General features: G+C 64.0%; 19 protein-coding genes. 10 read left to right on the forward strand and 9 right to left on the reverse strand.

Annotated elements, in window-relative coordinates; genetic code table 11:
* Nucleotides 1-175: 175 nt before the first annotated feature.
* The 4 genes from JQ586_RS03055 to JQ586_RS03070 all read right to left on the reverse strand — a co-directional run bounded on the left by JQ586_RS03055 (nucleotide 176) and on the right by JQ586_RS03070 (nucleotide 5219).
* Complete coding sequence (locus JQ586_RS03055) at nucleotides 176-1780, reverse strand: hypothetical protein (RefSeq protein WP_212393023.1); 1605 nt, start codon at nucleotides 1778-1780, stop codon at nucleotides 176-178.
* A gap of 182 nt (nucleotides 1781-1962) precedes the next feature.
* A complete protein-coding gene (locus tag JQ586_RS03060) occupies nucleotides 1963-3378 on the reverse strand; it encodes an MFS transporter (RefSeq protein ID WP_212393024.1) in 1416 nt (471 codons plus the stop codon).
* 40 nt (nucleotides 3379-3418) lie between these two features.
* Nucleotides 3419-4462 (reverse strand): L-idonate 5-dehydrogenase, encoded by a 1044-nt coding sequence (locus tag JQ586_RS03065; RefSeq protein WP_212393559.1) that lies wholly within the window; start codon nucleotides 4460-4462, stop codon nucleotides 3419-3421.
* Nucleotides 4463-4517: 55 nt separating this feature from the next.
* Nucleotides 4518-5219 carry a GntR family transcriptional regulator gene (locus JQ586_RS03070; RefSeq protein ID WP_212393560.1) on the reverse strand — a complete coding sequence of 234 codons (702 nt, stop codon included), beginning with the start codon at nucleotides 5217-5219 and terminating at the stop codon, nucleotides 4518-4520.
* 186 nt (nucleotides 5220-5405) lie between these two features.
* On the opposite strand from JQ586_RS03070, the gene uxuA reads away from it, so the two are divergent.
* Together uxuA and JQ586_RS03080 are read left to right on the forward strand one after the other, a co-directional pair.
* Nucleotides 5406-6623, forward strand: coding sequence for a mannonate dehydratase (uxuA, locus tag JQ586_RS03075; protein WP_212393025.1), 1218 nt, complete (start codon nucleotides 5406-5408; stop codon nucleotides 6621-6623).
* Entirely contained in the window at nucleotides 6620-8101 is a 1482-nt protein-coding gene (locus JQ586_RS03080) for a mannitol dehydrogenase family protein (protein WP_212393026.1), read from the forward strand. The genes uxuA and JQ586_RS03080 overlap by 4 nt, the downstream gene beginning before the upstream one ends.
* Here the strand turns inward: JQ586_RS03080 and JQ586_RS03085 are convergent.
* From JQ586_RS03085 to JQ586_RS03095, 3 genes are read right to left on the reverse strand one after another with little or no spacing between them, the layout of a single operon-like run.
* Nucleotides 8098-8763 carry a class II aldolase/adducin family protein gene (locus JQ586_RS03085; RefSeq protein ID WP_212393027.1) on the reverse strand — a complete coding sequence of 222 codons (666 nt, stop codon included), beginning with the start codon at nucleotides 8761-8763 and terminating at the stop codon, nucleotides 8098-8100. The genes JQ586_RS03080 and JQ586_RS03085 overlap by 4 nt on opposite strands.
* A 32-nt stretch (nucleotides 8764-8795) precedes the next feature.
* A complete protein-coding gene (locus JQ586_RS03090; RefSeq protein WP_212393028.1) occupies nucleotides 8796-9521 on the reverse strand; it encodes an SDR family oxidoreductase in 726 nt (241 codons plus the stop codon).
* A gap of 15 nt (nucleotides 9522-9536) precedes the next feature.
* Entirely contained in the window at nucleotides 9537-10856 is a 1320-nt protein-coding gene (locus tag JQ586_RS03095; protein WP_249147248.1) for an iron-containing alcohol dehydrogenase, read from the reverse strand.
* Between the two features lie 138 nt (nucleotides 10857-10994).
* On the opposite strand from JQ586_RS03095, the gene JQ586_RS03100 reads away from it, so the two are divergent.
* The 8 genes from JQ586_RS03100 to JQ586_RS03135 all read left to right on the forward strand — a co-directional run bounded on the left by JQ586_RS03100 (nucleotide 10995) and on the right by JQ586_RS03135 (nucleotide 20756).
* On the forward strand, nucleotides 10995-12032 hold the full coding sequence (locus JQ586_RS03100) for a sugar-binding transcriptional regulator (protein ID WP_212393030.1): 1038 nt from the start codon (nucleotides 10995-10997) through the stop codon (nucleotides 12030-12032).
* Between the two features lie 68 nt (nucleotides 12033-12100).
* Nucleotides 12101-13042 (forward strand): carbohydrate ABC transporter permease, encoded by a 942-nt coding sequence (locus JQ586_RS03105; RefSeq protein ID WP_212393031.1) that lies wholly within the window; start codon nucleotides 12101-12103, stop codon nucleotides 13040-13042.
* Complete coding sequence (locus JQ586_RS03110; RefSeq protein ID WP_212393032.1) at nucleotides 13042-13932, forward strand: carbohydrate ABC transporter permease; 891 nt, start codon at nucleotides 13042-13044, stop codon at nucleotides 13930-13932. Before JQ586_RS03105 ends, JQ586_RS03110 begins: the two co-directional genes overlap by 1 nt.
* Before the next feature lie 48 nt (nucleotides 13933-13980).
* Nucleotides 13981-15507 carry an ABC transporter substrate-binding protein gene (locus JQ586_RS03115; protein ID WP_212393033.1) on the forward strand — a complete coding sequence of 509 codons (1527 nt, stop codon included), beginning with the start codon at nucleotides 13981-13983 and terminating at the stop codon, nucleotides 15505-15507.
* 68 nt (nucleotides 15508-15575) lie between these two features.
* Complete coding sequence (locus JQ586_RS03120; RefSeq protein WP_212393034.1) at nucleotides 15576-17105, forward strand: FGGY-family carbohydrate kinase; 1530 nt, start codon at nucleotides 15576-15578, stop codon at nucleotides 17103-17105.
* The gene (locus JQ586_RS03125; RefSeq protein ID WP_212393035.1) at nucleotides 17102-17905 is read left to right on the forward strand and encodes an HAD-IIB family hydrolase; all 804 of its coding nucleotides are present in this window, start codon (nucleotides 17102-17104) and stop codon (nucleotides 17903-17905) included. Before JQ586_RS03120 ends, JQ586_RS03125 begins: the two co-directional genes overlap by 4 nt.
* 16 nt (nucleotides 17906-17921) lie before the next feature.
* Nucleotides 17922-19034: an ABC transporter ATP-binding protein gene (locus tag JQ586_RS03130; RefSeq protein WP_212393036.1), complete on the forward strand. Its 1113-nt coding sequence runs from the start codon at nucleotides 17922-17924 to the stop codon at nucleotides 19032-19034.
* A 72-nt stretch (nucleotides 19035-19106) separates the two neighbouring features.
* On the forward strand, nucleotides 19107-20756 hold the full coding sequence (locus tag JQ586_RS03135) for a choline dehydrogenase (protein WP_212393037.1): 1650 nt from the start codon (nucleotides 19107-19109) through the stop codon (nucleotides 20754-20756).
* Here the strand turns inward: JQ586_RS03135 and bluB are convergent.
* Both bluB and cobU read right to left on the reverse strand, forming a co-directional pair.
* Nucleotides 20743-21375: a 5,6-dimethylbenzimidazole synthase gene (gene bluB, locus JQ586_RS03140; protein ID WP_212393038.1), complete on the reverse strand. Its 633-nt coding sequence runs from the start codon at nucleotides 21373-21375 to the stop codon at nucleotides 20743-20745. The two genes, JQ586_RS03135 and bluB, sit on opposite strands and share 14 nt — an antisense overlap.
* 17 nt (nucleotides 21376-21392) lie before the next feature.
* A complete protein-coding gene (gene cobU, locus JQ586_RS03145; protein WP_212393039.1) occupies nucleotides 21393-21896 on the reverse strand; it encodes a bifunctional adenosylcobinamide kinase/adenosylcobinamide-phosphate guanylyltransferase in 504 nt (167 codons plus the stop codon).
* Between the last annotated feature and the right edge of the window lie 180 nt (nucleotides 21897-22076).

The following is a 22076-nucleotide window of genomic DNA, read 5'->3' on the forward strand; positions in this document are numbered from 1 at the left end:
CACCTCCCGCAGAACAAAAGCGGAAAGTGTAACCCATGTGTCCGGTACGAAATGTCACCTATGTATCGGGCCGCTCACCCCCGACGTACTCGGAAATAGCCCCGATTGCCGGACGATGCGCTCGACCTCGCCGCTTATGGTCGGCGTCGCAGGCACTGGCGCGAGCGCCAGCGGATCATTGATGTGGCCTGGTCAGAATTAAGTCGTGTGCCCAGGCGGCGCGGTTGAACTCGCCTGCCCCGATGTGACCGCAATCGCCTCCACCGGTGACGCCGGCCAGATGCTGGTTCAGGAGCGCAAACCCATGGCTCGCCAGAATCGCTGCGGTCGAGCCGTCTGCAAATGAAGTATCCGCCGCGGTGATCGGTGCTGATGGAGCGATCAGACCGCCCCCGTCGGCGACCTGGCCCCCGATCTGACTCAACAGAGCAGAGCTCTGGTCTGCCGGCCCCACGTTTGTGTGAATCGCAGTCGTCGTCGTCCCGCCGGTCGAATGATCGGTCACACTCGTCTGCGGCGGCGTTTGAGTCGGCGCGGCCGCAGGCTGCGCTACGGAAACGACCGGCGTGTTCGATGAATCAGCAGTCACCGGTGCTGATATGGACGTGGACGGGGACGGGGATGCAGACGACGGGGATGCAGACGCAGACACGGATGTGGATATGGGCGGGTCGCCGAAATACTTCGCCCACGCGGCGGCCTCCAGCGGCTTGGGGCTGGGAGAGCCAGTGAAACGGTACAGTCCGTTGGAATTCGAATCCCAGATGTTCACGAAGCTGACGTGGACCCCCGATTGATGCAGCGTGCTCGCCAGCCACTTCACGAATGTCGGATTGTCGGTGAGATGCGCGCCATCATGCGTATTGCCCGCACCGGTTTCGGCAATTGCGAACGGCTTGCCGGCCGATTTGGCGAGATTGATCAGCTCCTGAAGCGTGGTCGCATGGCCCACGCTGCCATCGAGCGACCATTGGTTGGAGGCCGGGTAGGTGTAGTAGTGCTGCAGGTTGACCGGATCCGCCGCCCATTGCTGGATGCTCGAATCGTAGACCGGATGAGACGAGTTGAGGACTTGCCCGCTCTTGTCCCAGTCGTAGAGGTGTGTCGGCGAGCCGTAGGGAAAGACATCGCCGTAGATATCGGCGGCGATGATATCGACATACTGGTTCCCGGGGTAAGCAGTCTGGATGACGTTGCCAGTGTGGCTGTAGTTCATCACGCTCGGATTCCACGCCACTTGGACGTTCACGCCATCGGCCTTGCCCGCAGCGTGCAAGACCGTGGAGATGTGCTGGAAGGCCTTGACCCAATCCGCGCGTGTTGCGGCGTCGTTGCCGGCATAGGACGGCATGGTGCTGATATTCATCTCCCAGCCCGGCCGCCAGATCTGGGTCTTGAAGCCATTGTCAGCCCAGGCTTTGACCATGCCTTTCAGAACGGAGTCGTATTTTCCGGCCGCGAAATCCTTGTAAAACTGATCGGGAGTTCCCGAGCCCGCCGCCGTCGAAGTCATCGGCAACCCGATCACCGGCGTAACGCCTTTGAGCACAGGCGACCGCGCCATCGACGCCGCATTCCAGCTCGCCTGACCGACCCAACCCGAGATGGGCAGGTGCTGATTGCCATATTGGTCGAGGAATTGCGGCTTCGATTTCATCAGGCTCGAGAAGGCGTTGAAGCTTGCTTCGAAACTCGCCTCCTCACTGGCCACGTAGTAGTTCGGGTTCCCGACAAAGACGCCGAGAGGAAACGGCGTTGCACCGCTTGCGTTCAGAACCATGCCTTGTGTGCTCCCCCTGCTCGAGAATCGAGTTTAAGCAGCAAATGCGGAATTCTGATGTCGCCACTCGACACGTGGGCGCCGCGAATCTGCCACGCCTCCGGCAACGATGGTCCTGCGATGATTCAACGCGGTCGACGCCCGCAGCCGAAACAATCTGGTGCGATTGCTTCGGCCCGGCCTCAGATCGCGTCGGCCCCTTTCTCGGCTTCCACATAGCCATAGACTTCCGGCAGGATGAATTTCGCGGCCAGGAAGCCGATCAGGGACAGGATCGACACCGCAAAGGTAGCGCCGGCCTTGCCGAGCGCGTCATTGAGCAGCGGGAAGACGAAGGCGCCGAAGAACGCCGCCGCCTTGACGAAGACGTAGCCGAATCCGGCAGCCGTCGCCCTGAAGCGTGTCGGAGCCACCATCGAGGCGATCGTCATGCCGTTGGACGCATCCCAATAGTGACCCCACATCAGGATGCAGGCGCCGACCACGATGAGGATCTTCCAGTCGTTCTGGATCGCGAACCCGCCGAGGATGAGGCCGGCGAAAGCAAGACCGAAACCCCACATCGCAACGCCGCGATGACCGATCTTAGGCAGCATCAGGGGCGCGACATAGCCTGACACCGTAGCAAGGCAGAAGATGCCGGCGGTGACGAGGTTGGTGCCGGTGATGTCGCCGCTGCCGGAGACGCCGACGCCGCTGAGGACGAGGATGACGGGAAGATAGAAGCCCCAGGCGGTGAACTCGGCGCCCTGGCACGCGTTGGAGATCCACGCAAAGATCGTGGCACGCCGCTTGATCGGATCGGCCCAGATCACCTGCAGGAAATCGCCGAGCTTCGGCTTCGGCAGCTTCTGGTCCTGGTTGGGCAGCATGTCGAGCGGATCGTCGAACAGCCGCTTCGACACTTCCTTTGCCTTCACGAACTGGCCGCGCTGCAGCAGCGACAGCGGTGTTTCCGGCAGGTCGAGCCGCCCGACCAGCAGGATCGCCGCCGGCACGGCGCCGAGTGCCAGCGCGACCCGCCACAGCAGCGAATGGTCCATGCCTGTCACGTACATCACCGTGATCACGAGGATCGAGAACACCTCGCCCAGACCGAACATGAACTGCCAGCGGCTGCCCATCTCCTCGCGCTTGCCCTTGGACATCGATTCCATGATGTACGCGTAGCCGTTGGAAATATCGCTGCCGAGCGGAATGCCGATCAGCAGACGCAGCAGGATCAGCTCCCAGACGTCGCGCACAAAGGCCTGAGCGATTGCCAGGATGATGAACAGCACCATCGTGCCGATGAACACCTTCTTGCGGCCGAAACGGTCCGCGAAGATGCCGCCGAGCAGGGCGCCGATCAGCGCGCCGCCCTGGACGGCGGCGGTCAGCAGGCCGACCTGCGCCGGCGTCGGATTGAAATCAGTCTTGATGAAGATCAGCACAAAGGCGATCGCGTAGAGATCCCAGGCCTCGATCAGGATCGTGGCGATCATCATCCAGCCGCCCTGCGTGCTCGAGACGGTACCGGGCTTGTTGAGCAGGCGCTGCGTCGCCTCGTCGGACAGGCGTCTGACGTATTCGCTGTCCATCGCTGTTGTCGTATCCATTGTTCCTCCCGTTTTATTCATTGGCTGCGGCGTTGCCGCTCTACGTCGCGAAACTGAGCTGCACCTTCATCTGCGATGAGCGGTCGCGGACGACGTCGAAGGCGTCGCGAATCCGCTCCATCGGCAGCGTCGCGGTGATGATCGGGCGAACGTCGATGCGACGCGCCGCGATCATCCGGGCCGCGACCGGATATTCGGCATGGAAACGATGGGTGCCGGCGAGGCGGATCTCCTTGCCGACCAGCGCATTGAACGGAATGTGTGCGCCGCTGCTGACGCCCACCGCAACGATCGTCCCGCGTGGCTTGATCACAGGGAACATGTTACCGAGCGCCGCACCGACGCCGGTGCATTCGAAGCCCGCGTCAAAATAGCCCTTGTCGGAGGAATAGAGCCGGGCCAGCCGGTCCGGCTCGGCGTGGACGTTGACTGTCGACGTTGCCCCCATCCTGACGGCGGCCGCGAGCGGCGCTTCGGCGAGATCGACGGCGACGATCTCCTGGGCGCCCGCGAGCCTCGCGGCACCCACCAGCAGCGCGCCGATCGGTCCTGCACCCATGACCAGGACACGCTTGCCGAAGATGCTGCCCGCGTTGTCGATGGCATGCAGGCCGACCGAGAGCGGCTCGGCACAGGCGGCTTCATCGAGCCCGACGTCGCCGACCGGTTCGCACTGGAAATCCTCGACGATGATTTCGTCGCGGAAGCCGCCATTGCAATGCGGCTTGCGCATCGCGCTGCCGAAGAACTGCATCTGCATGCAATGCTGCTGCTGGCCGATCTGGCAGAAGCGGCAATCGCCGCAGGGCAGGCTTGGACAAAGCGCAACCCGATCGCCCGGCTTGACACGGATAACCTCGCCGCCGACCGCTTCGACGGTGCCCGCGACCTCGTGGCCCAGGATGATGGGTTCGCTGACCTGGATCGTGCCGATGCCGCCGTCCCAGAAATAATGGATATCCGAGCCGCAGAGTCCGCCGGCGCCGACGCGCACGCGGACCTGTCTCGGGCCGACATCGCCGATCTCGCGCGTTTCGATGCGGACATCGCCCTTCCCGTGGAGCACGCAGGCCCGGGTCTTCATGGTCATTCCTCGCCTGGTTGTTGTTTGGCCGGCGTCGTCATCCGGCGCGCCGGCCCTAGGCCGGGGTGAAAAAGTCGGGCTGCTGGGCTTCGATCGATGGCAGGTCGTCCATGATCAGCCGCAAATGGTCGCGCATCTTCTGTTCGGCTTCGTCGGGCGACGCCTTCTCGATCGCATCGACGATGACGGTGTGCTGGCGCACGAGCTTGGCTTGCGGAAAGCTGCGCAGTGAGAGGTAGCGCACGCGGTCCATCTGAAGCTTGACGTCTTCGATGACTTTCCAGCCATAGAGCCGGCCGGCCGCGTCCGCGAGGGTCCAGTGGAATTCTTCGTCCAGCCGCATGAAGTCGTAGAGATCGCCCGCCGGCACCGCCTGCTGGGCGATGAGTTGCTTGCGCAGCCTGGCAACCAGGGCGGCATCGGCCCTGGTTGCGACCTCACGGACGATATTGGCCTCGATTGCCTCGCGCACGAAGCGGGCGTCCATGACTGCGGTCTTGCTGATCTTGCGGACGAAGGTGCCGCGCTGCGGCCTGATCTCGAGCAGGCCTTCCTCGGCCAGCTTGATGAACGCCTCGCGCACCGGCTGGCGGCTGATCGCGAAACGCCTTGCGATCTCGGCTTCCGAAAGGGCGGTCCCGGGGGCGATCTCACTGCGGATGATGCGCTGGCGGAGCCCGGCATGGATTTGCGGCCGGACCGGACTGGTCAGGTCCAGCGACCAAGCGGCATCGCCGGGGTCCGCCCCGCCTTCCATTGGAATCTTCTCAATGTCAAACGCCAATGCCATGACCTCCTGATAATGTCGACTACCATACTAGTCAACCAAAATCTAATGTGTTAGGTGGTCGAGATCGTCAGGCGACCGCGCCTGCGCCCGATTTGGAAGAAAATCCCCATCATGGGGCAGACATCGCGAGGCAGACATTATGAGGCAGGCACAATGAGACAGACTTGGCGATGGTTCGGGCCGCCCGACCATGTGTCGATCGACGACATGATGCAGGCCGGGGTCGAAGGTGTGGTGAGCGCCCTGCACCACGTTCCGACCGGCGACGTCTGGTCTTCAGGCGAGATCGCACAACGCCAGCAGATGATTGGTCGCATGAAGGACGGCCAACCTTCCGGCCTTCGCTGGGAGGTGGTGGAAAGCCTGCCGGTGTCGGAAGACATCAAGAAGCAGAAGGGCGACTGGCGCGCGCACGTCGAGAACTACAAGGTCAGCCTCGAAAATCTCGCCGCCGCGGGCATCGAGGTCATCTGCTACAACTTCATGCCGGTGCTCGACTGGACCCGGACCCACTTGCATTGGCGCTTGCCCAACGGCGCGACCTGCATGCGCTACGACTTCGTCGACTTCGCAGCCTTCGACTTGCTGATCCTTCGACGGCCGGGCGCGGAGTCCGATTTTCCCGATCGGGTGATCGAGCAGGCCCGCCAGCGTCACGCCGCGATGACCGAGGCGGACAGGGCGGTGCTGGCACGCAATGTCGTTTTCGGCCTGCCTGGCGCCGCCGACAATTTCACTCTTGCCGACGTGCAGGCGCATCTTGAAGACTATCGTGACGTGTCCGCCGAGAGGCTGCGCGCGCATCTGGTCGACTTCCTCAGCGAGGTCGCGCCCGTCGCCGAACGGCTGGGCCTGCGCCTGTGCTGCCATCCCGACGATCCGCCGTTCGGCCTGCTCGGCCTGCCGCGGATCATGTCGACGGAGGCCGACTATGCGGCGGTGATGGACGCGGTGGATTCGCCCGCGAGCGGCATCACGCTGTGCACGGGCTCGCTGGGAGCACGGCCGGACAACGACCTGCCGGGCATGATGCAGCGCCTGGGTACGCGCGTGCACTTCCTTCACTTGCGCAATGTCAGGCGCGAGTCGAGCGACATCCGCGGCTCGTTCTTTGAGGCCGATCACCTCGGCGGCGACACCGATATGGTCGCCGTCATCGCAGCTGCGCTGCACGAGGAGCGGCGGCGCAAGGCGCAAGGACGCGCCGACTGGTCGATCCCGTTCCGCCCGGATCATGGTCATGACATTCTCGACGACCTCAACCGCAGCGGACAGCCCGGCTATCCGGCGATCGGTCGCCTGAAGGGACTTGCGGAGCTGCGCGGCGTTTTCACCGCGCTGTCGCATCCGGCGACGGGACTGCCGGCATGAACACGCCGAGACGCCTGACGTCGCTGGCCGACGTCGCGGGCGCGGCGCTGCGACCGGCCTATGACCCGGCCGGACACGGCCACGGCATCGTCCATCTCGGGATCGGTGCGTTCCACCGCGCCCACCAGGCCGACTATACCGAAGCCGCGCTCGCGGCCGCCGGCGGCGACTGGCGCATCATCGGCGCAAGCCTGCGCAGCGTCGAGCCTGCCGACGCGCTCAATCCGCAGAACGGTCTCTACACCCTGATCGAGCGCGACGCCTCGGGCATGCGCGCGAGGGTGATCGGCAGCATCGCGCGCGTCATTGCGGCGAGCCGCGCGCCCGCCGATCTGATGGCAAGCCTCATCGATCCCCGTACGCGCATCGTGACGATGACGGTGACGGAAAAGGCTTATGGCGTCGACCGTGCAGCCATGACCGTCGATGTCAACCATCCGGCCGTTGCCGCCGACCTCCGAAACCCGACCCGTCCGACCGGCGTGCTGGGCCTGCTGACGGAGGCGCTGCGGCGTCGACGCCTGGACCGGGCCGAGCCATTCACGGTGCTCTGCTGCGACAACCTCCCCGACAATGGCTCCTTGGTGCGCCACGGAGTCCTCGACTTCGCCCGCCAGGTCGATCCGGCATTGCGCGACTGGATCGCCGAAACGGTCTCCTTTCCGTCCAGCATGGTCGATCGCATCACGCCGGCCTCGACCGAGACAACGCGCGACGATGCACTGCGGCTGACGAACTGCATCGACCACGCACCCGTCGAAACCGAGCCGTTCACGCAATGGGTGATTGACGATCGCTTCCCCGGCGGCCGACCCGCCTGGGAAGCGGGCGGCGCGCTGTTCGTCGATGACGTGCGGCCTTATGAGGCCATGAAGCTGCGCATGCTCAATGGCGCGCACTCGATGCTCGCCTATGCGGGCTTCCTCAGTGGCCGGCGCTACGTGCGCGACACCGTTGGATCCGCAGGTTTTCGTCCCCTGATCGAGCGTCACATCGACGCGGCGGCATCGACGTTGCCGCGACTGCCGGGGATCGACCTTTCGGCCTACGTGCAGCAACTGCTGGCGCGCTTCGCCAATCCCGCGATTGCGCACGAGACCTATCAGATTGCGATGGACGGCACAGAGAAACTGCCGCAGCGAATCCTTGCGCCGGCGCTCGAAGCGAGTGAGCGGGGCCTTGATACCCGGCCGTTTGCCTTCGCGGTTGCGGCGTGGATGCGTTACTGCCTCGGCCGGCTCGACGACGGCACAGGCTTCGCTCTGCGCGATCCGCGTCAGGAGGAGATCGGCCGCGTGCTGTCGGGCGCGGTGACGCCATCTGACGTCGCCGACGCGCTGCATGCGCTTCCGAATCTTGTTCCGGAGCGGCTGCGGGCAGATGCGAACTGGCGCCGGACAGTCATCGCCTGTCTCGGCACGATGATGACCGACGGGATGCACGCCGCGCTTGCGGCCGAGATGCGGGCCGGCGCCTAACGGGATGGCGGATCCTGCACGCCGTAGCTGCCGAACGCGGCGGTGGTTTCGGCGATCTGGCCTTCGTTGAGCAGCACCGGTCCGCCGATCGCGAGCGAAAGATAATACTGCCGGGCGATGGTCTCGAGCTCGACAGCGAGCCACATCGCCTTGTCCAGCGATGCGCCGGTGGCGATCATGCCGTGATTGGCAAGCAGGCAGGCGGTACGGCCCTCGAGCGCCTTCAGCGCATGCTCGGACAGCTCCTTGGTCCCGAACCTCGCGTAGTCTGCGACCCGCACATTCATGCCGCCGAACGCCGCCATCATGTAGTGGCAGGCCGGAATCTCCTTTCGGGCGATCGCCAGCACAGTCGAGTATGTCGAATGGGTATGCACGATGCCGCCGACATCGGGCCGCGCCCTCATGATGTCGAGATGGAAGCGCCATTCGGTCGAGGGCTTGAGCGGTCCGGTCCAGGAGCCGTAATCGCCTTCGATCGGCATCGCGGCGATCATGTCCGGCGTGAGCGAGTCGTACGGCGTTGCCGATGGCGAGATCAGCATGGTGTTGCCGTGACGGGCGGAGATGTTGCCTGATGTTCCCTGGTTCAGTCCCGTTGCATTCATCCAGCGGCATTTGGCAATGATCGCTTCGCGCAGCTGAAGCTCGGTATCGGTCATGATCGGTTCCTGATGGTTGGCCCGGCCGGTGTTCAGAATTTTTGCCGGGTCGGCGTGATGCAGATTTCCTGCACCAATGCTTTCTGGGGAAGGTTGTAGGCGTCGAGAATCAGGTCGGCGACGTGCTCGGCGCCGATGCCGCCGCCGATCGCGGCCTTGTTCGCCTTGTAGTTCGCGAGCGTCACCGGATCCTTCACGCCGTCAAGCACCTCGGTCTCGATGATGCCCGGCGAAATGACGATGACGCGGACGTCGTATGCGGACAGATATTCGCGAAGACTCTCGGACACGCCGTGGACGAAGAATTTGGTGCCGCAATAGACCGTGTGATCGGGATAGACCTTGCGCCCGGCGATCGAGCTCATCATCACCAGCGTGCCGCGACGACGCGCCATCATCCCGGACATGACGGCGTGGACGCTGTTCATGACGCCGTTGACGTTGATGGCGATCATCTCGTCCCAGTCGGCCGGGTCCTGCTTGCCGATGTCGCCGAGCCTGGCGACGCCGGCGTTGGCGAACATCATGTCGACCGGACCGAACCTTGCTTCGGCTTCGCGGACTGCTGCGGCCAGCGTTGCGCGGTCGCGCACGTCCACCTGGCGGCTGATCGAGCTGGGCAGACGCATCGCCTCCAGCCGGTCGATCCGGCGCGCCATCATCAGCACGGGGTGGCCGGCGGCAGAGAAGGCGCGGGCGGTTGCCTCGCCAATGCCCGAACTCGCACCGGTCACGGCGACAAGCGGCTTTGCGGTCATGTCACAATCCTCCGGTTACAGCTCACCTTGCGCAAACGTCGCCAGCGTGCCGGCGTCCGCCGCGATGTCGAGGAACGAAAAGCGGTTGCGCATCTCGCGGCAATGGACGATGGCCTCGTGGTACAGGTCGGTCGGCACGCCGAGCTCGGCGGCGGTGGTGGCACCGCCCGCTGCCGACAGCAGCCGCTTCATGTCGTCGACCGGAATCGTAAAGCCGGCCAACTCCCGCCGCAGCTCGGGCCACGTCTGTTCGAGCTTGCGATTGAACGCAGTGGCGCCGTCACTGTCGAAGGCTTTTTGCATCAGCTCCGCAAGGCACTGCGATGCGACCTCGTCGCCGAAGCGGCGGGCCATGTCGGCTGGATCGATGTGCGTGGCACGGACGGCGGGCGGCCGGTCGCTGGACAGCACCTGCTGCTGCAGCCGCGCCATGCTCAGCGACGCGATGCCCACCTGCTGACCATGCAGGCTGCCGGGATGTCGCGCGCCGGCGAAACAATCGATGTAGTGCGAGATCTGGTGCTCGCCCATCGAGCCGTGGTGCGAAACGCCCGTGAAGGATATGCCGAGCCCGCACAGTGTCAGCACGCGATAGAGATATCCCATCGCCTCGATGTCGCCCTCGGGCAGATTGCCGGCGCGCTTGTTGAGTTCGATCTCGTCGGCAGCCTGGATCGTGTAGGGCTCCTGGAAATAGGCCGTCCCGAGCAGCCGGTGTGACATCCACCAGTCGTTCTGTGCAACCGAGCGCGCAAGACAATCGGCGAAACCGGAAGCGGCGAGATAGGGGGGCGCTGCCGCTGACACCGCGAGGTCGACGAAAAATCCGGCAGGCGTGTGCGAGGGCAGTGACACTTTCAGGCCGCTGTCGAGCGTGAGCGACGCCGTCGACGAGGTATACCCGTTCATCGAGGCGGCTGTCGCGAACACGCAATAGCGCCGTCCATCCAGACCCGTCACGTATTTGCAGAGGTCGTTGACCGTGCCGGAGCCGACGGCGACGACGGCATCGAAGCCGCGCAGCTTCTCGCTCAGGCTGCGAACCTCGGCCATGTCTGCATGGGGGCGATCGAGAACGATGGTCTCGATCGGGCCGAGTGTGCGCAAGGCCTTCGCGACGCGCTCTCCCATCGCCGCGTAGGTCGCCTGATCCGCGACGAGCGCAAGACGGTGTCCGAGCTCCAAGGCTGCAACAAGCTCGGCCTCGCGGCCGTCGAGGCTGTCTTCGATCACGATGGAATCGTAGGGGACCTTGATCCGCGCGCCGCTTACCGGATTGATCCAGCGGCCGGCCACCAGATCGTCGATCAGTGCGGTCCAGTTCTGCTTCGACATTGACAACATCCCGCGCCGCGTCGTCCGCGTTGTGGTCCGATCGTGACATTTGACAAAAGCGATTGGCAATTAAGCGAGACAATTGACAATTGTCAACTCAGTGTGCATTTTGTGACGAAGGCCCAAACTGGATCGCCGATGACCCGGACGATGCAACGCCAAGTGACGCCGCCGCGGATCAAGCGCAGGGCGCTGTCGATTCCCGCCGAGTTCGACAGCGATCCTGTCGTATGGGCGGCGTGGCTCTATTACGAAGAGGGCATGACGCAGGAGGAGGTGGCCGATCAACTCGGCGTCTCGCGTGCATCGGTGGTGAACTTCCTGCAGGAAGCGCGCGACCGCAACATCGTCACCATCGCGGTATCGTCGCGGCATCTGCAGACCATCGGCCTCGCGCGCGAGGTCGCCGATGCTTACGGACTCACCAACTGCCTCGTCGTGCCCGATGACGGCGGCCGGCTGCCGGTGCATGAGCGGATCGGCATGGCCGGCGCGCGGCTCTTGATCGAGCGGCTGCAGCCGGACGACGTGCTCGGCGTGTCGTGGGGCCGCACCGTGCAGGCGCTCTCGACGGCGCTGCCTGAAATGAAGCTTCCGGGCGTGACTGTCGCCCAGATCTGCGGATGCTCGATCGGGACGACGGAGTTCTCGCCGGAGCTGTGCACCTCCAACATCGCAAACAGGCTCGGCGCGCGCTGCGTCAACCTGCATGCGCCGGGCATCGTCTCGACCGCCCAGATCAAGCGCCTGTTCGTGCAGGAGCCGGCGCTGGTCGAGACCTTCAAGATCATCCACAAGAGCAACAAGGTGCTGTTCGGCGTCGGCAGCGTCGATGATGCGGGCACCGCGATGCGCAGCGGCTACATGACGCCCGAAAAGATCGCACCCTATCTCGCTCGCGGCGCGGTCGGCGTGGTCAGCGGGCGCTTCATCGACCGCGACGGCAAGCCGCTTTTGGGCGCACTCGACAATCAGATGATCGGCCTGACGCTCGACGAGATCGCCAAGGTGCCGGAACGGATCTGCATTGCCGGCGGCAGCGACAAGGTCGACGCGGTCTATGCGGCGCTCAACAACAATTACGCAACGATACTGGTGACGGATGTGGCGACGGCGAGATCGCTGGTGCCGCGTGCGTCACGATCTTCCCGAACCGGAGCAGCCCGCCGGCCCTGACAGCGAAGAAAGCGAACCGGGCCGCAGAGCCCGGCGCCGAGAGAAAAGCGATGCGCGAGGAAACGTCTATGGTTTCGCACCAGGTACCAAGTCTGGCGGTCGACGTGCCGGTATCGGACACGACGCGCCGCCGTGTCTGGCCGCGATTTCTGACCTCGGAGCACCCGTTCCCGTGGCTGGCGCCGATTACCGCGCTGATCCTGGCGTTCGGCGTCTATCCCCTGCTGTATGCCCTCTGGCTGTCGTTCTTCAAGCGCAATCCGATTACGCGGATGAACGTCTTCAATCCGACCTGGAATTGGGGAAAGCTGATCGCCGATGAGCGGGTGTGGGGCGCGATCGGTCACACCTATCTCTACACCATCACCGCGCTCCTGATCGAACTCTGCCTCGGGCTTGCCATCGCGCTGCTGCTCGACAGCGATCGCAAGGGCTACGGGCTGCTGCGCGCGTTGATGACGCTGCCGCTCGTGGTGCCGCCCGCGGTCACGGGCATGATGTTCCTCCTGATGCTGGATGGATCGTTCGGCGTGATCAGTACGGGTCTGGTATCGCTCGGCCTGTGGCCCCCGCAGCATCCGATCCTCGCCTCCGGAAGCACGGCGCTGGCGGGCGTCCTGTTGGCCGACATCTGGCAGTGGACGCCGTTCATGGTGCTGATCATGCTGGCCGGGCTTCGCGCCTTGCCGAAGGAGCCGTTCGAGGCTGCCGCGATCGATGGCGCGACCACGAGCCAGGCCTTCTTCCGCCTGACCCTGCCGATGCTCTCGAAGATCATCGCGCTCGCGGTGCTTATCCGCGGCGTCGATCTGTTCCGGATCTACGACTACGTCAAGGTGATGACGGATAGCGGGCCCGGCACCGCGACCGAGACGCTGACCTCCTATGCCGGCACCATCTACTTCAAGAATGCCGACTTCCCCTATGCCTCGACGATCTCGCTGTTCACGCTGCTCCTGGTGATCGTGACCTCGAGCATCTTCATCAAGCTGTTCAAGGTGCGGTTCTGATGCAGGAAACGTTTTGGCAGAAGCGTTTGCGTGACGTCGCCGCGGTGCTCGTGGTCGGTGTCTTCATGTTCCCGCTGTTCTGGTGGGCACTGACATCGTTCAAGCCGACGTCGGCGATCTTCGACAAGGACGAGATCATCTGGTTCAATTTCAAGCCGACGCTGGTGAACTATGCCGTCACGATGCTTGGCAAGTCGCGCGCGGAGCTTGCGATCGAGTCCGGCAACACGTTCGGGATCGGCGGCGCGAGTTCCTATGACAGCCGCCAGACCATCATCGATTCGCTGATCATCGCGATCGGCGCTACCGCGTTGACGGTCCTGCTGGCGGTGATCGCCTCCTACGCGCTGTCGCGGATGCGCTTCCGCGGGCGACAGGCCTATCTGAACTGGATCCTGTCGCAACGCTTCATGCCGCCGATCGCGATCATCGTGCCCGTCGTCTTCATGTTCCACTACATGTCGCTGCTCGACACGCGGCTCGGCCTGATCATCGTCGACACGCTGATCAACCTGCCGATCGCCGTGCTGCTGATGAAATCCTTCTATGACGACGTTCCCGTCGACGTCGACGAGGCCGCCATGATCGACGGTGCCTCGCGGCTTCAGATCTTCTGGCGCGTCGTGCTGCCGATGGTGAAGGGCGGCGTGGCAGCCACCGCCGTGCTCTGCTTCATCTTCTCGTGGACGGAATTCCTGCTGTCGCTGTTCCTGACCAACTCGATACGAACGCTGCCGGTCAAGATCACGACCTTCGTCACTTCGACCGGATCGGAATGGGGATTCATCGCGGCTCTCGGCACCACGGCCGTGATCCCGAGCTTCATCTTCATCCTGCTGGTCCAGAAGCAACTTGTCCGCGGCCTAACCCTCGGATCCCTCAAGGAGTAGGCGCGCGGACCGGGACTACAAAGTCAACAAACGTTGGGAGGAGTATCAATGAGCTTCAAGAAGTTTGACCAGCAGACATTCATCATCGATACCGCGAACGCCTATACCAACAGGCAGATCTCCAAGCGCGAATTCCTGCGCAGGATGGGCATGGCGGGGGTCGGCTTCTCGGCCTTCGGCCTCGGCATGCTCGGCAATCCGCGCGGCCTTCGCAATGGCAACATGCTCGGCACCGCGGCCTATGCCGACGGCCTGCCGGACAACCAGGCCAAATGGCTGAAGGATGTCGGCAGCAAGTTCAAGGGTGCCAAGATCCGTTATTCGACCGAATCGACGCCGCCGTCGGTGGTGCTCAACCAGATCAAGAAGGAGTTCACCGATCCGACCGGCATCGAGGTCGAGGTCGAGATCGTGCCGCTCGAGCAGGTGCTTGCGAAAGCGACGCAGGACGTGCAGGGCCAGCTCGGCTCCTACGACCTCTATTATCTCGATCAATCCTGGATCTCGATGTTCCAGCCCGACTGCATCGACCCGGTCGCCTACTACAAGGACAAGCCGGAACTCGCGATGCCCGATTTCGACTGGGACGATTTCTCCAAGCCGCTGGTCAAGAATATCGCCCAGGTCGAGGGGCAATGGATGGGCATTCCCTTCGACATCCCGATCTTCACGCTGATGTACCGCAAGGACATCCTGGAGAAGCACAAGATCGCGGTACCGACCACCTACGAAGACTTCCTCGCCGCTGCCAGGCAGATCACCGAGGCCGAGAAGGGCAACGGCATCTTCGGAACCGGCCTGCAGGCGAAGTCCGGACACTACTCCCTGGAATGCGACTGGAGCCAGGCGGTGTGGGGCCATGGCGGCTCGATCTTCGACAAGAACAAGCGATTCTCGGGCAATGACGAGCAGGGCATCGCCGGTCTGAAATGGTACCAGGACCTGTTGAAGGTCTCGCCGCCGAATTCGACGGCATCGACCTGGGACGGCCAGTTCGAGATGATGCATTCGGGCCAGGTGGCGCTGGTGCAGAGCTGGGACGAATTCTTCCCCGGACTCGATGCCGACGACTCGAAGGTCAAGGGCCTGTGGGAGCCGGCCAAGCCGCTGACCGCAAAGAAGCTGCGTTCGCCTTCGGATGCGGGCTTCAACGAGCAACCCAATCTCGGTCACCAGGGCGGCTCGTGCATCTCGCTGTCGAAATATTCCAAGAACAAGGAAGCGGCGTGGATCTTCATGCAGTGGGGCTGCTGCAAGGAGATCATGACACGCTGCACGCTGCTCGGCGGCTTCGCACCGATGCGCAATTCCTCGTTCGCCGATCCGCGCGTCAAGGCCAAGGCAAAGGTCGGCCCCGGCACCACGCGGCATCTCGAAACGGTGAAGTGGGTGATCGACAACGCGATGGCCACCGAACCGCACATGGCGCTGTGGGCGGGCCTGTCGACCAACGAGATCCCGACCGAGCTCGGCAAGCTGCTCACCGGCCAGGAATATGGCGGCGACCCGAAGAAGTGCATGGACGCCTTGGCAAAGGATATCGACGCCAAGGTGAAGGACGCCGGCCTGCTGTAAGGGCCTGCACGGCAAGAACTTGTCGAAGGCGGCCTCGGTCGCCTTCGCTTCTTGTGGAATGAGACGTCATGATCAAGGATCTGGTGATCGGCATCGACAGCTCGACCTCGGCGACCAAGGCGATCGCCTGGGACCGCAGCGGTCACGCGGTTGCCGAGGGACGCAAGGCAATCGGCCTTGCCAATCCGCAGCCAGGATATTTCGAGCAGAACCCGGACGAATGGTGGGATTCGACGGCGGCCGCCCTGCGCAGCATCACCGACCAGGTCGGTGCCGCGCGTATCGCGGCCGTGGCAATCTCGAATCAGCGCGAAACGTTCAGCGCGTTCACGGAAGACGGGACTGCGATCAGGCCGGGCATGACCTGGCTCGACGAGCGGGCGCGGCCACAGGTCGTGCGCTTCGGCAAATCATTCGGGGCCGAGCGCGTTCATGCGATTTCCGGCAAGCCGCTTGATGTGCTGCCGTGCCTTTACCGCATCATCTGGATGGCGGAGCAGGAGCCGGAGATCTTTGCGCGTACAGCGCGGTTCGCAGAGGTTCACGGCTATCTGACGCATCGCCTGACCGGTCAATGGCGGACGTCGACGGCGTCGGCGGATCCGACCGGGCTGCTCGACATGGCGCGCAACGTCTGGTCAGCCGAGATCCTCGATGCCGCAGGGATTGCTGCCGAAAAGCTGCCGTCGCTCGTGCGGCCGGGCGTGCAGATGGGCGAAGTCACCTCGAAGGCGGCGGCGTTCACCGGTCTTTCCGCCGGCACGCCAGTCATCGCCGGCGGCGGCGACGGACAATGCGCCAGCACCGGCGCCGGCGTGACATCTCCGGGCAGCGCCTACATCAATCTGGGCACGGCGGTCGTCTCCGGAAGCTATGGCCTCAGCTACGCCTACGACCGCGCCTTCCGCACCGAGAAGGCGGTGTGCGACGACGGCTACATCTACGAGCAGTGCGTCCGCACCGGAACCTTCCTGGTCGACTGGATGGCGCGCGAGATGTTCGGGATCGACGCGGCGGCACAACGGAACGTGTTCAAGGCGCTCGAAGCGGAAGCCGCGAACTGCCCCATCGGGGCGGGTGGCGTCGTGGTGCTGCCTTACTGGCTCGGCTGCATGACACCCTATTGGGATCCCTATGCGCGCGGCGTCATCGCCGGATTGTCGGGCTCGACCCGGCGCGGCGCGATCTATCGCGCCTTGCTGGAGGGGATAGCGCTCGAGGTTGCAGCGCAGGCCGAGAAGATCGCGGCGGCGACCGGTGGCGATATCGGACAGTTTTCGGCGATCGGAGGTGGTTCGGACAGCGATCTCTGGCTGCAGATCCTGGCCGACACGTCGGGCCGCCCGGTGGCGCGTTCGACGGCGAGGGAAGCCTCATCACTCGGCGCCGCGATCGCTGCGGCCAAAGGTGCCGGCTGGTACGGCACCATCGCCGAGGCAACCGCGGCGATGACGAAACCACCGGCCCGGACATTCCAGCCTGCATCCGCCAATGTCGCGCGCTACGCCGAACTGCGCGCCATCCATGCCGATCTCTGGCCCAGGCTGTTCGACTGGAATGCGCGCCTCGCGGCGTTTGCCGAGAGCGCTTCGTCATGAAGCCGATTGCAAGCTTTCCAGCGGAGACCGCACGCCGCATCGTCTGCGTACTGACCGACATCGACGACACGCTGACCACGGACGGTCAACTTCCCGCAGCATCCTATGCCGCGCTGGAGAAGCTTCGCGGTGCCGGTCTCGCGGTCGTTCCGGTCACCGGCCGCCCGGCCGGGTGGTGCGACATGATCGCCCGGTTCTGGCCGGTGGACGGCGTGATCGGCGAGAACGGCGCGTTCTACTTCCGGCATGATCCCGTCGCCCGCAAGATGGTGCGCAGGTTCATCGCCACCGACGCCGAACGCGCCGCCAACCGCCGCAAGCTCGACGCGCTCGGCGAGCGCATTTTGTCCGAGGTGCCGGGGGCCGCGATCTCCGCCGATCAGCTCTACCGCGAGGCGGACCTCGCGATCGACTTCTGCGAGGACGTGCCGCCGCTATCGCGCGCAGCCATCGACAAGATCGTCTGGCTGTTCGAAAGCGCAGGCGGCATCGCCAAGGTCTCCTCGATCCATGTCAACGGATGGTTCGGCCGCTACGACAAGCTGGCGATGACCCGGATCTTCCTGCGCGACAGGCTGGGCCTCGATCTCGATGCCGCAAGAGACCGCATCGTGTTCTGCGGCGACAGTCCGAACGACGCGCCGATGTTCGGATTTTTCCCCTATGCCTGCGGCGTCGCCAACGTTCGGGATTTCGAGGGCGCGATGGCCGCAACGCCGGCCTTCATTGCCAGCAAGCGCGGCGGCGAAGGCTTCGTCGAGATTGCGGAACACATTCTGTCGGCGCGAGAGGCCGCGTAGCGAGAAGGTTCAAGTCATGGCATCGGTCACCATCAACCATGTGCGCAAGTCCTACGGCGGGTTCGAGGTGCTGCACGGCATCGACCTCTCCATCGCCAATGGCGAATTCGTCGTGCTGCTGGGGCCGTCGGGCTGCGGAAAGTCGACGCTGCTGCGGATGGTCGCCGGCCTCGAGCCGATCACCTCGGGCCAGATCAGCATCGGCAATGTCGTGGTCAACAATTTGCATCCAAAAGACCGCAACATCGCGATGGTGTTCCAGAACTATGCGCTCTACGCGCATCTGAGCGTGTTCGACAACATGGCGTTCTCGATGCAGCTCAAGAAGCTTCCGAAGGAGGAGATCAGGCGCAAGGTGGAGTGGGCCGCGTCGATCCTCAACCTGACGCCCTATCTCGATCGCCAGCCGCGGCAATTGTCCGGCGGCCAGCGTCAGCGGGTGGCGATGGGCCGCGCCATCGTGCGCGATCCGTCCGTGTTCCTGTTCGACGAGCCGTTGTCGAACCTCGATGCGAAGCTGCGCGTGCAGATGCGGACCGAGATCAAGGAGCTGCATCACAAGCTTTCGACGACGACGATCTATGTCACCCACGACCAGATCGAGGCCATGACGATGGCCGACACGATCGTGGTGCTGCGCGACGGCAATATCGAGCAGATCGGCAAGCCCCTCGACATCTACGATCGTCCTGCAAACCTGTTCGTCGCCGAGTTCATCGGCTCGCCATCGATGAACTTCCTGTCCGGCGAGGTGGCCAGTGAGGCCGGACGTCCGGTGGTGCGCGCCAATGGCGTCGCGCTGCCATTGCCTCCCGATGCCAACGTCACCGCAGGGCAGGTCGTGAAGTACGGCATCCGGCCCGAGCATCTGCGGCCGGGCACCGGCACCGCGGGCATCCCCGCCAAGGTGTCCGTCGTCGAGCCGACCGGTCCCGAAATTCACATCTACACCGATGTCGGAGGACAGGAGGTCTGCGCCATCACGCAGGAGCGCCTCGAACTGTCGCCCGACGATGCGATCATGCTTGTCCCCGCCCTCGACAGGATCCGCCTGTTCGACCCGGCGACGGGCAGGGTCATCAGCAACGGCCCCGACGAGGCGCGGTCACGCACCCTGATGCGGGCCTAGTTCGTCGATCGGGCCTTGTTTTCGCGGGCGCACGCAACGCCGCCGCCACGCATAAGAAGCCGGAGGAACAACATGGTGGACTACGTCATCGTCGGCGCTGGCTCGGCCGGGTGCGTGCTGGCGAACCGTCTGTCGGCATCTCCGCAGAACCAGGTTGTGCTGCTCGAGGCAGGTGGCAGGGACACGAATCCGTTCATCCAGATGCCGGCAGGCTACCTTGCACTGATGAAGTCCGGCAGCGTCGATTGGCACTACCACACCGAGCCGCAGCCTCATCTGAACAATCGCGTGCTGTTCTGGCCGCGCGGAAAAGTGCTGGGCGGATCGAGCGCCATCAACGGTATGGTCTATATCCGCGGCCACGCATCCGACTATGACATGTGGGCGCAACTCGGCAATCGCGGCTGGTCATTCGCCGACTGCCTGCCCTATTTCATCCGCTCCGAAGGACGCGAAGCGGGCGCCGGCGCCTATCACGGCGGCGATGGTCCGTTGCTGACGAGCCGGCTCAAGGAGATCACCCATCCGCTGACCAAGGCCTGGTTTGAAGCCGGCAGGCAGGCGAAATTTCCAGCAACGGATGATTTCAACGGCCCCGAGCAGGAGGGCTTCGGCCCGGTCGACAGCACGATCGGAGACAACAGGCGCGCCAGCACGGCCCGTTGCTTCCTGCATCCGGTGATGCACCGCCCGAACCTCAAGGTGATCACCAAGGCGCTGGCGTCCCGCGTCCTGGTCGAGCGCGGACGCGCCGTCGGCGTCGAGTATGTCCGCAATGGCCAGGTCCACACGCTGAGGGCCGAGCGCGAGGTGATCCTGTCGGGCGGCGCGATCAACTCGCCGCAATTGCTTCAATTGTCGGGCATCGGTGATGGCGACCACCTGCGACCGCTCGGAATCAAGGTCGTTCACGACCTGAAGGGGGTCGGCCAGAATTTGCAGGATCATCTCGCCTGCGGCGTCAAGCAGCGCTGCACCCAGCCGATCTCGTTCCTGAAGCACACCAAACCATTGGGGGCCACCAAGGCCTTCATCCAGTATGTGCTGACCAGGACGGGCCCCGCCACATCGCACGGCCTGGAGGCGATGGCGTTCCTGAAATCGCAACCCGATCTCGTCGCGCCGGACCTGCAATATTTCTTCGTTCTCCTGATGTACAGCGATCATGGCCGCCAGATCACGAACGAGCACGGCTTCATGGCCTATTTCAATATCGCGCGGCCTGAAAGCCGCGGCACCATCATGATCAGATCGGGGGATCCGCAGCAACATCCCGCGATCCGGCCGAACTACCTGGAGGCGCCGGAGGACGTGCGCAACATGCGGGACGGCATCAAGATCGGCCGGGAGATCGTCGCCCAGAAGGCGTTCGATCCCTATCGCGGGGACGAGTATGCACCGGGATCTCGTGCGAGGTCGGACGCGGAGATCGACGGCTATGTTCGGCAGACCGCCGAGACAATTTATCACCCCGTCGGCACCTGCAAGATGGGATCGGACCCGCTCGCGGTCGTCGATGACCGTCTTCGCGTGCACGGCATCGAAGGGTTGCGGGTCATCGACGCGTCGATCATGCCGCGATTGGTCTCCGGCAACACCAATGCGCCGACGATCATGATTGCGGAGAAGGGCGCGGACCTCATTCTCGGCCGCCAGCCGCTCGCGGCGATGGTGAAGCCTGCGGAAGCCGGCAACCGTCAGGCGAGCCCTAGCGTCGCGTGATGAAATCCGCCGTTGCCCTTCGGCATTCCCAGCCGGCCCGCTCGAGTTCGGGGCTGTCGAATTCCGCCATCGGATAGCCGAGGCAGAGATAGCCCATGAACTTCCACGTCTCCGGCACGCTCAGGATATCGTGCATGCGGGCCGGGTTCAGGATCGAGACCCAGCCGAGCCCTATTCCCTCGGCGCGCGCGGCAAGCCACATCGAGCAGATGGCTGCGACCACAGAGTATTCCGTCGTCTCCGGGATCGTTGCACGCCCGAGGCCGTGACCGATATCCGTCGCCTTCTCCGCGAACACGGCCAGATGTCCCGGCGCCTCTTCGAGGCCGGCAAGCTTGAGGCTGGCGTAGCGCGCGGCGCGCTCGCCCGAGTAGGACCGCAGCGCATCGGCATTGCACGCCTTGAAGTCCTCGATCACGGCCTGACGCCTCGCTTTGTCGTCGACGATGACGAAACGCCATGGCTGGCTCAAGCCGACCGATGGAGAGAGGCACGCGATCTCGATCAGCCCTTCCAGCGTGCCGGCAGGCAGCGGGTCAGGACGAAAACGTCGCACGTCGCGGCGCCACACGAACAGGTCGTGCAGTTGCCGGCGAAACGTGTCGTCGAACGTGATCATATGTGCAGCCGATCGTCCTATTTGAGCTTCATCGGCAGACCCGATACAATGAACTCCACCTCGTCCGCAACGCCGGCGATCTGCTGGTTGATCAGGCCGGCTGCGTCGCGGAAGATTCGCGCCAATGCGTTATCGGGCACGATGCCGAGCCCGACCTCGTTGGTCACGAGGATGACGGGGCTGCGCTGGCGCGCAAGCGTCTCGACCAGCCCATCCGTCTGTTTCGACCAGTCGAGCCCCGCGTGCAGCAAATTGGATAGCCACAAGGTGAGGCAGTCGACGAGCCTGGCGCCGCCACCATCGGTGTCGATCAGGGCCTGCGCGAGGTCGAGCGGCGTCTCGCGCTCGATCCAGTCATTACCGCGGCGCGCACGGTGCCGCGCGATCCTTTCAGCCATTTCGGTATCGAGCGCTTCCGCTGTGGCGACGTAGACAGGCCGGCCTGGAAAGCTGCGCGCACGGTTCTCCGCACGCAAGCTCTTGCCGGATCGGGCTCCCCCCGTGATCAATATGATGGCCATGGTGTCTCCGCCTGCGCCAGCACTAGAGCTATTTCCGTTCCGATGGAATCGGATCGGAGCTCTAGACTCTTGTTTTGACGTATTTTCTTCACGCGAACCGGTACCCACTTCGCTCGAAAACGCTCTAACCACCAATCGCGGGCAAAACAAAGCCGAAATCGATGGAAATGGGGCTTGCCT

It is taken from the genome of Bradyrhizobium jicamae (assembly GCF_018130215.1).
GTDB lineage: Bacteria > Pseudomonadota > Alphaproteobacteria > Rhizobiales > Xanthobacteraceae > Bradyrhizobium > Bradyrhizobium jicamae_A.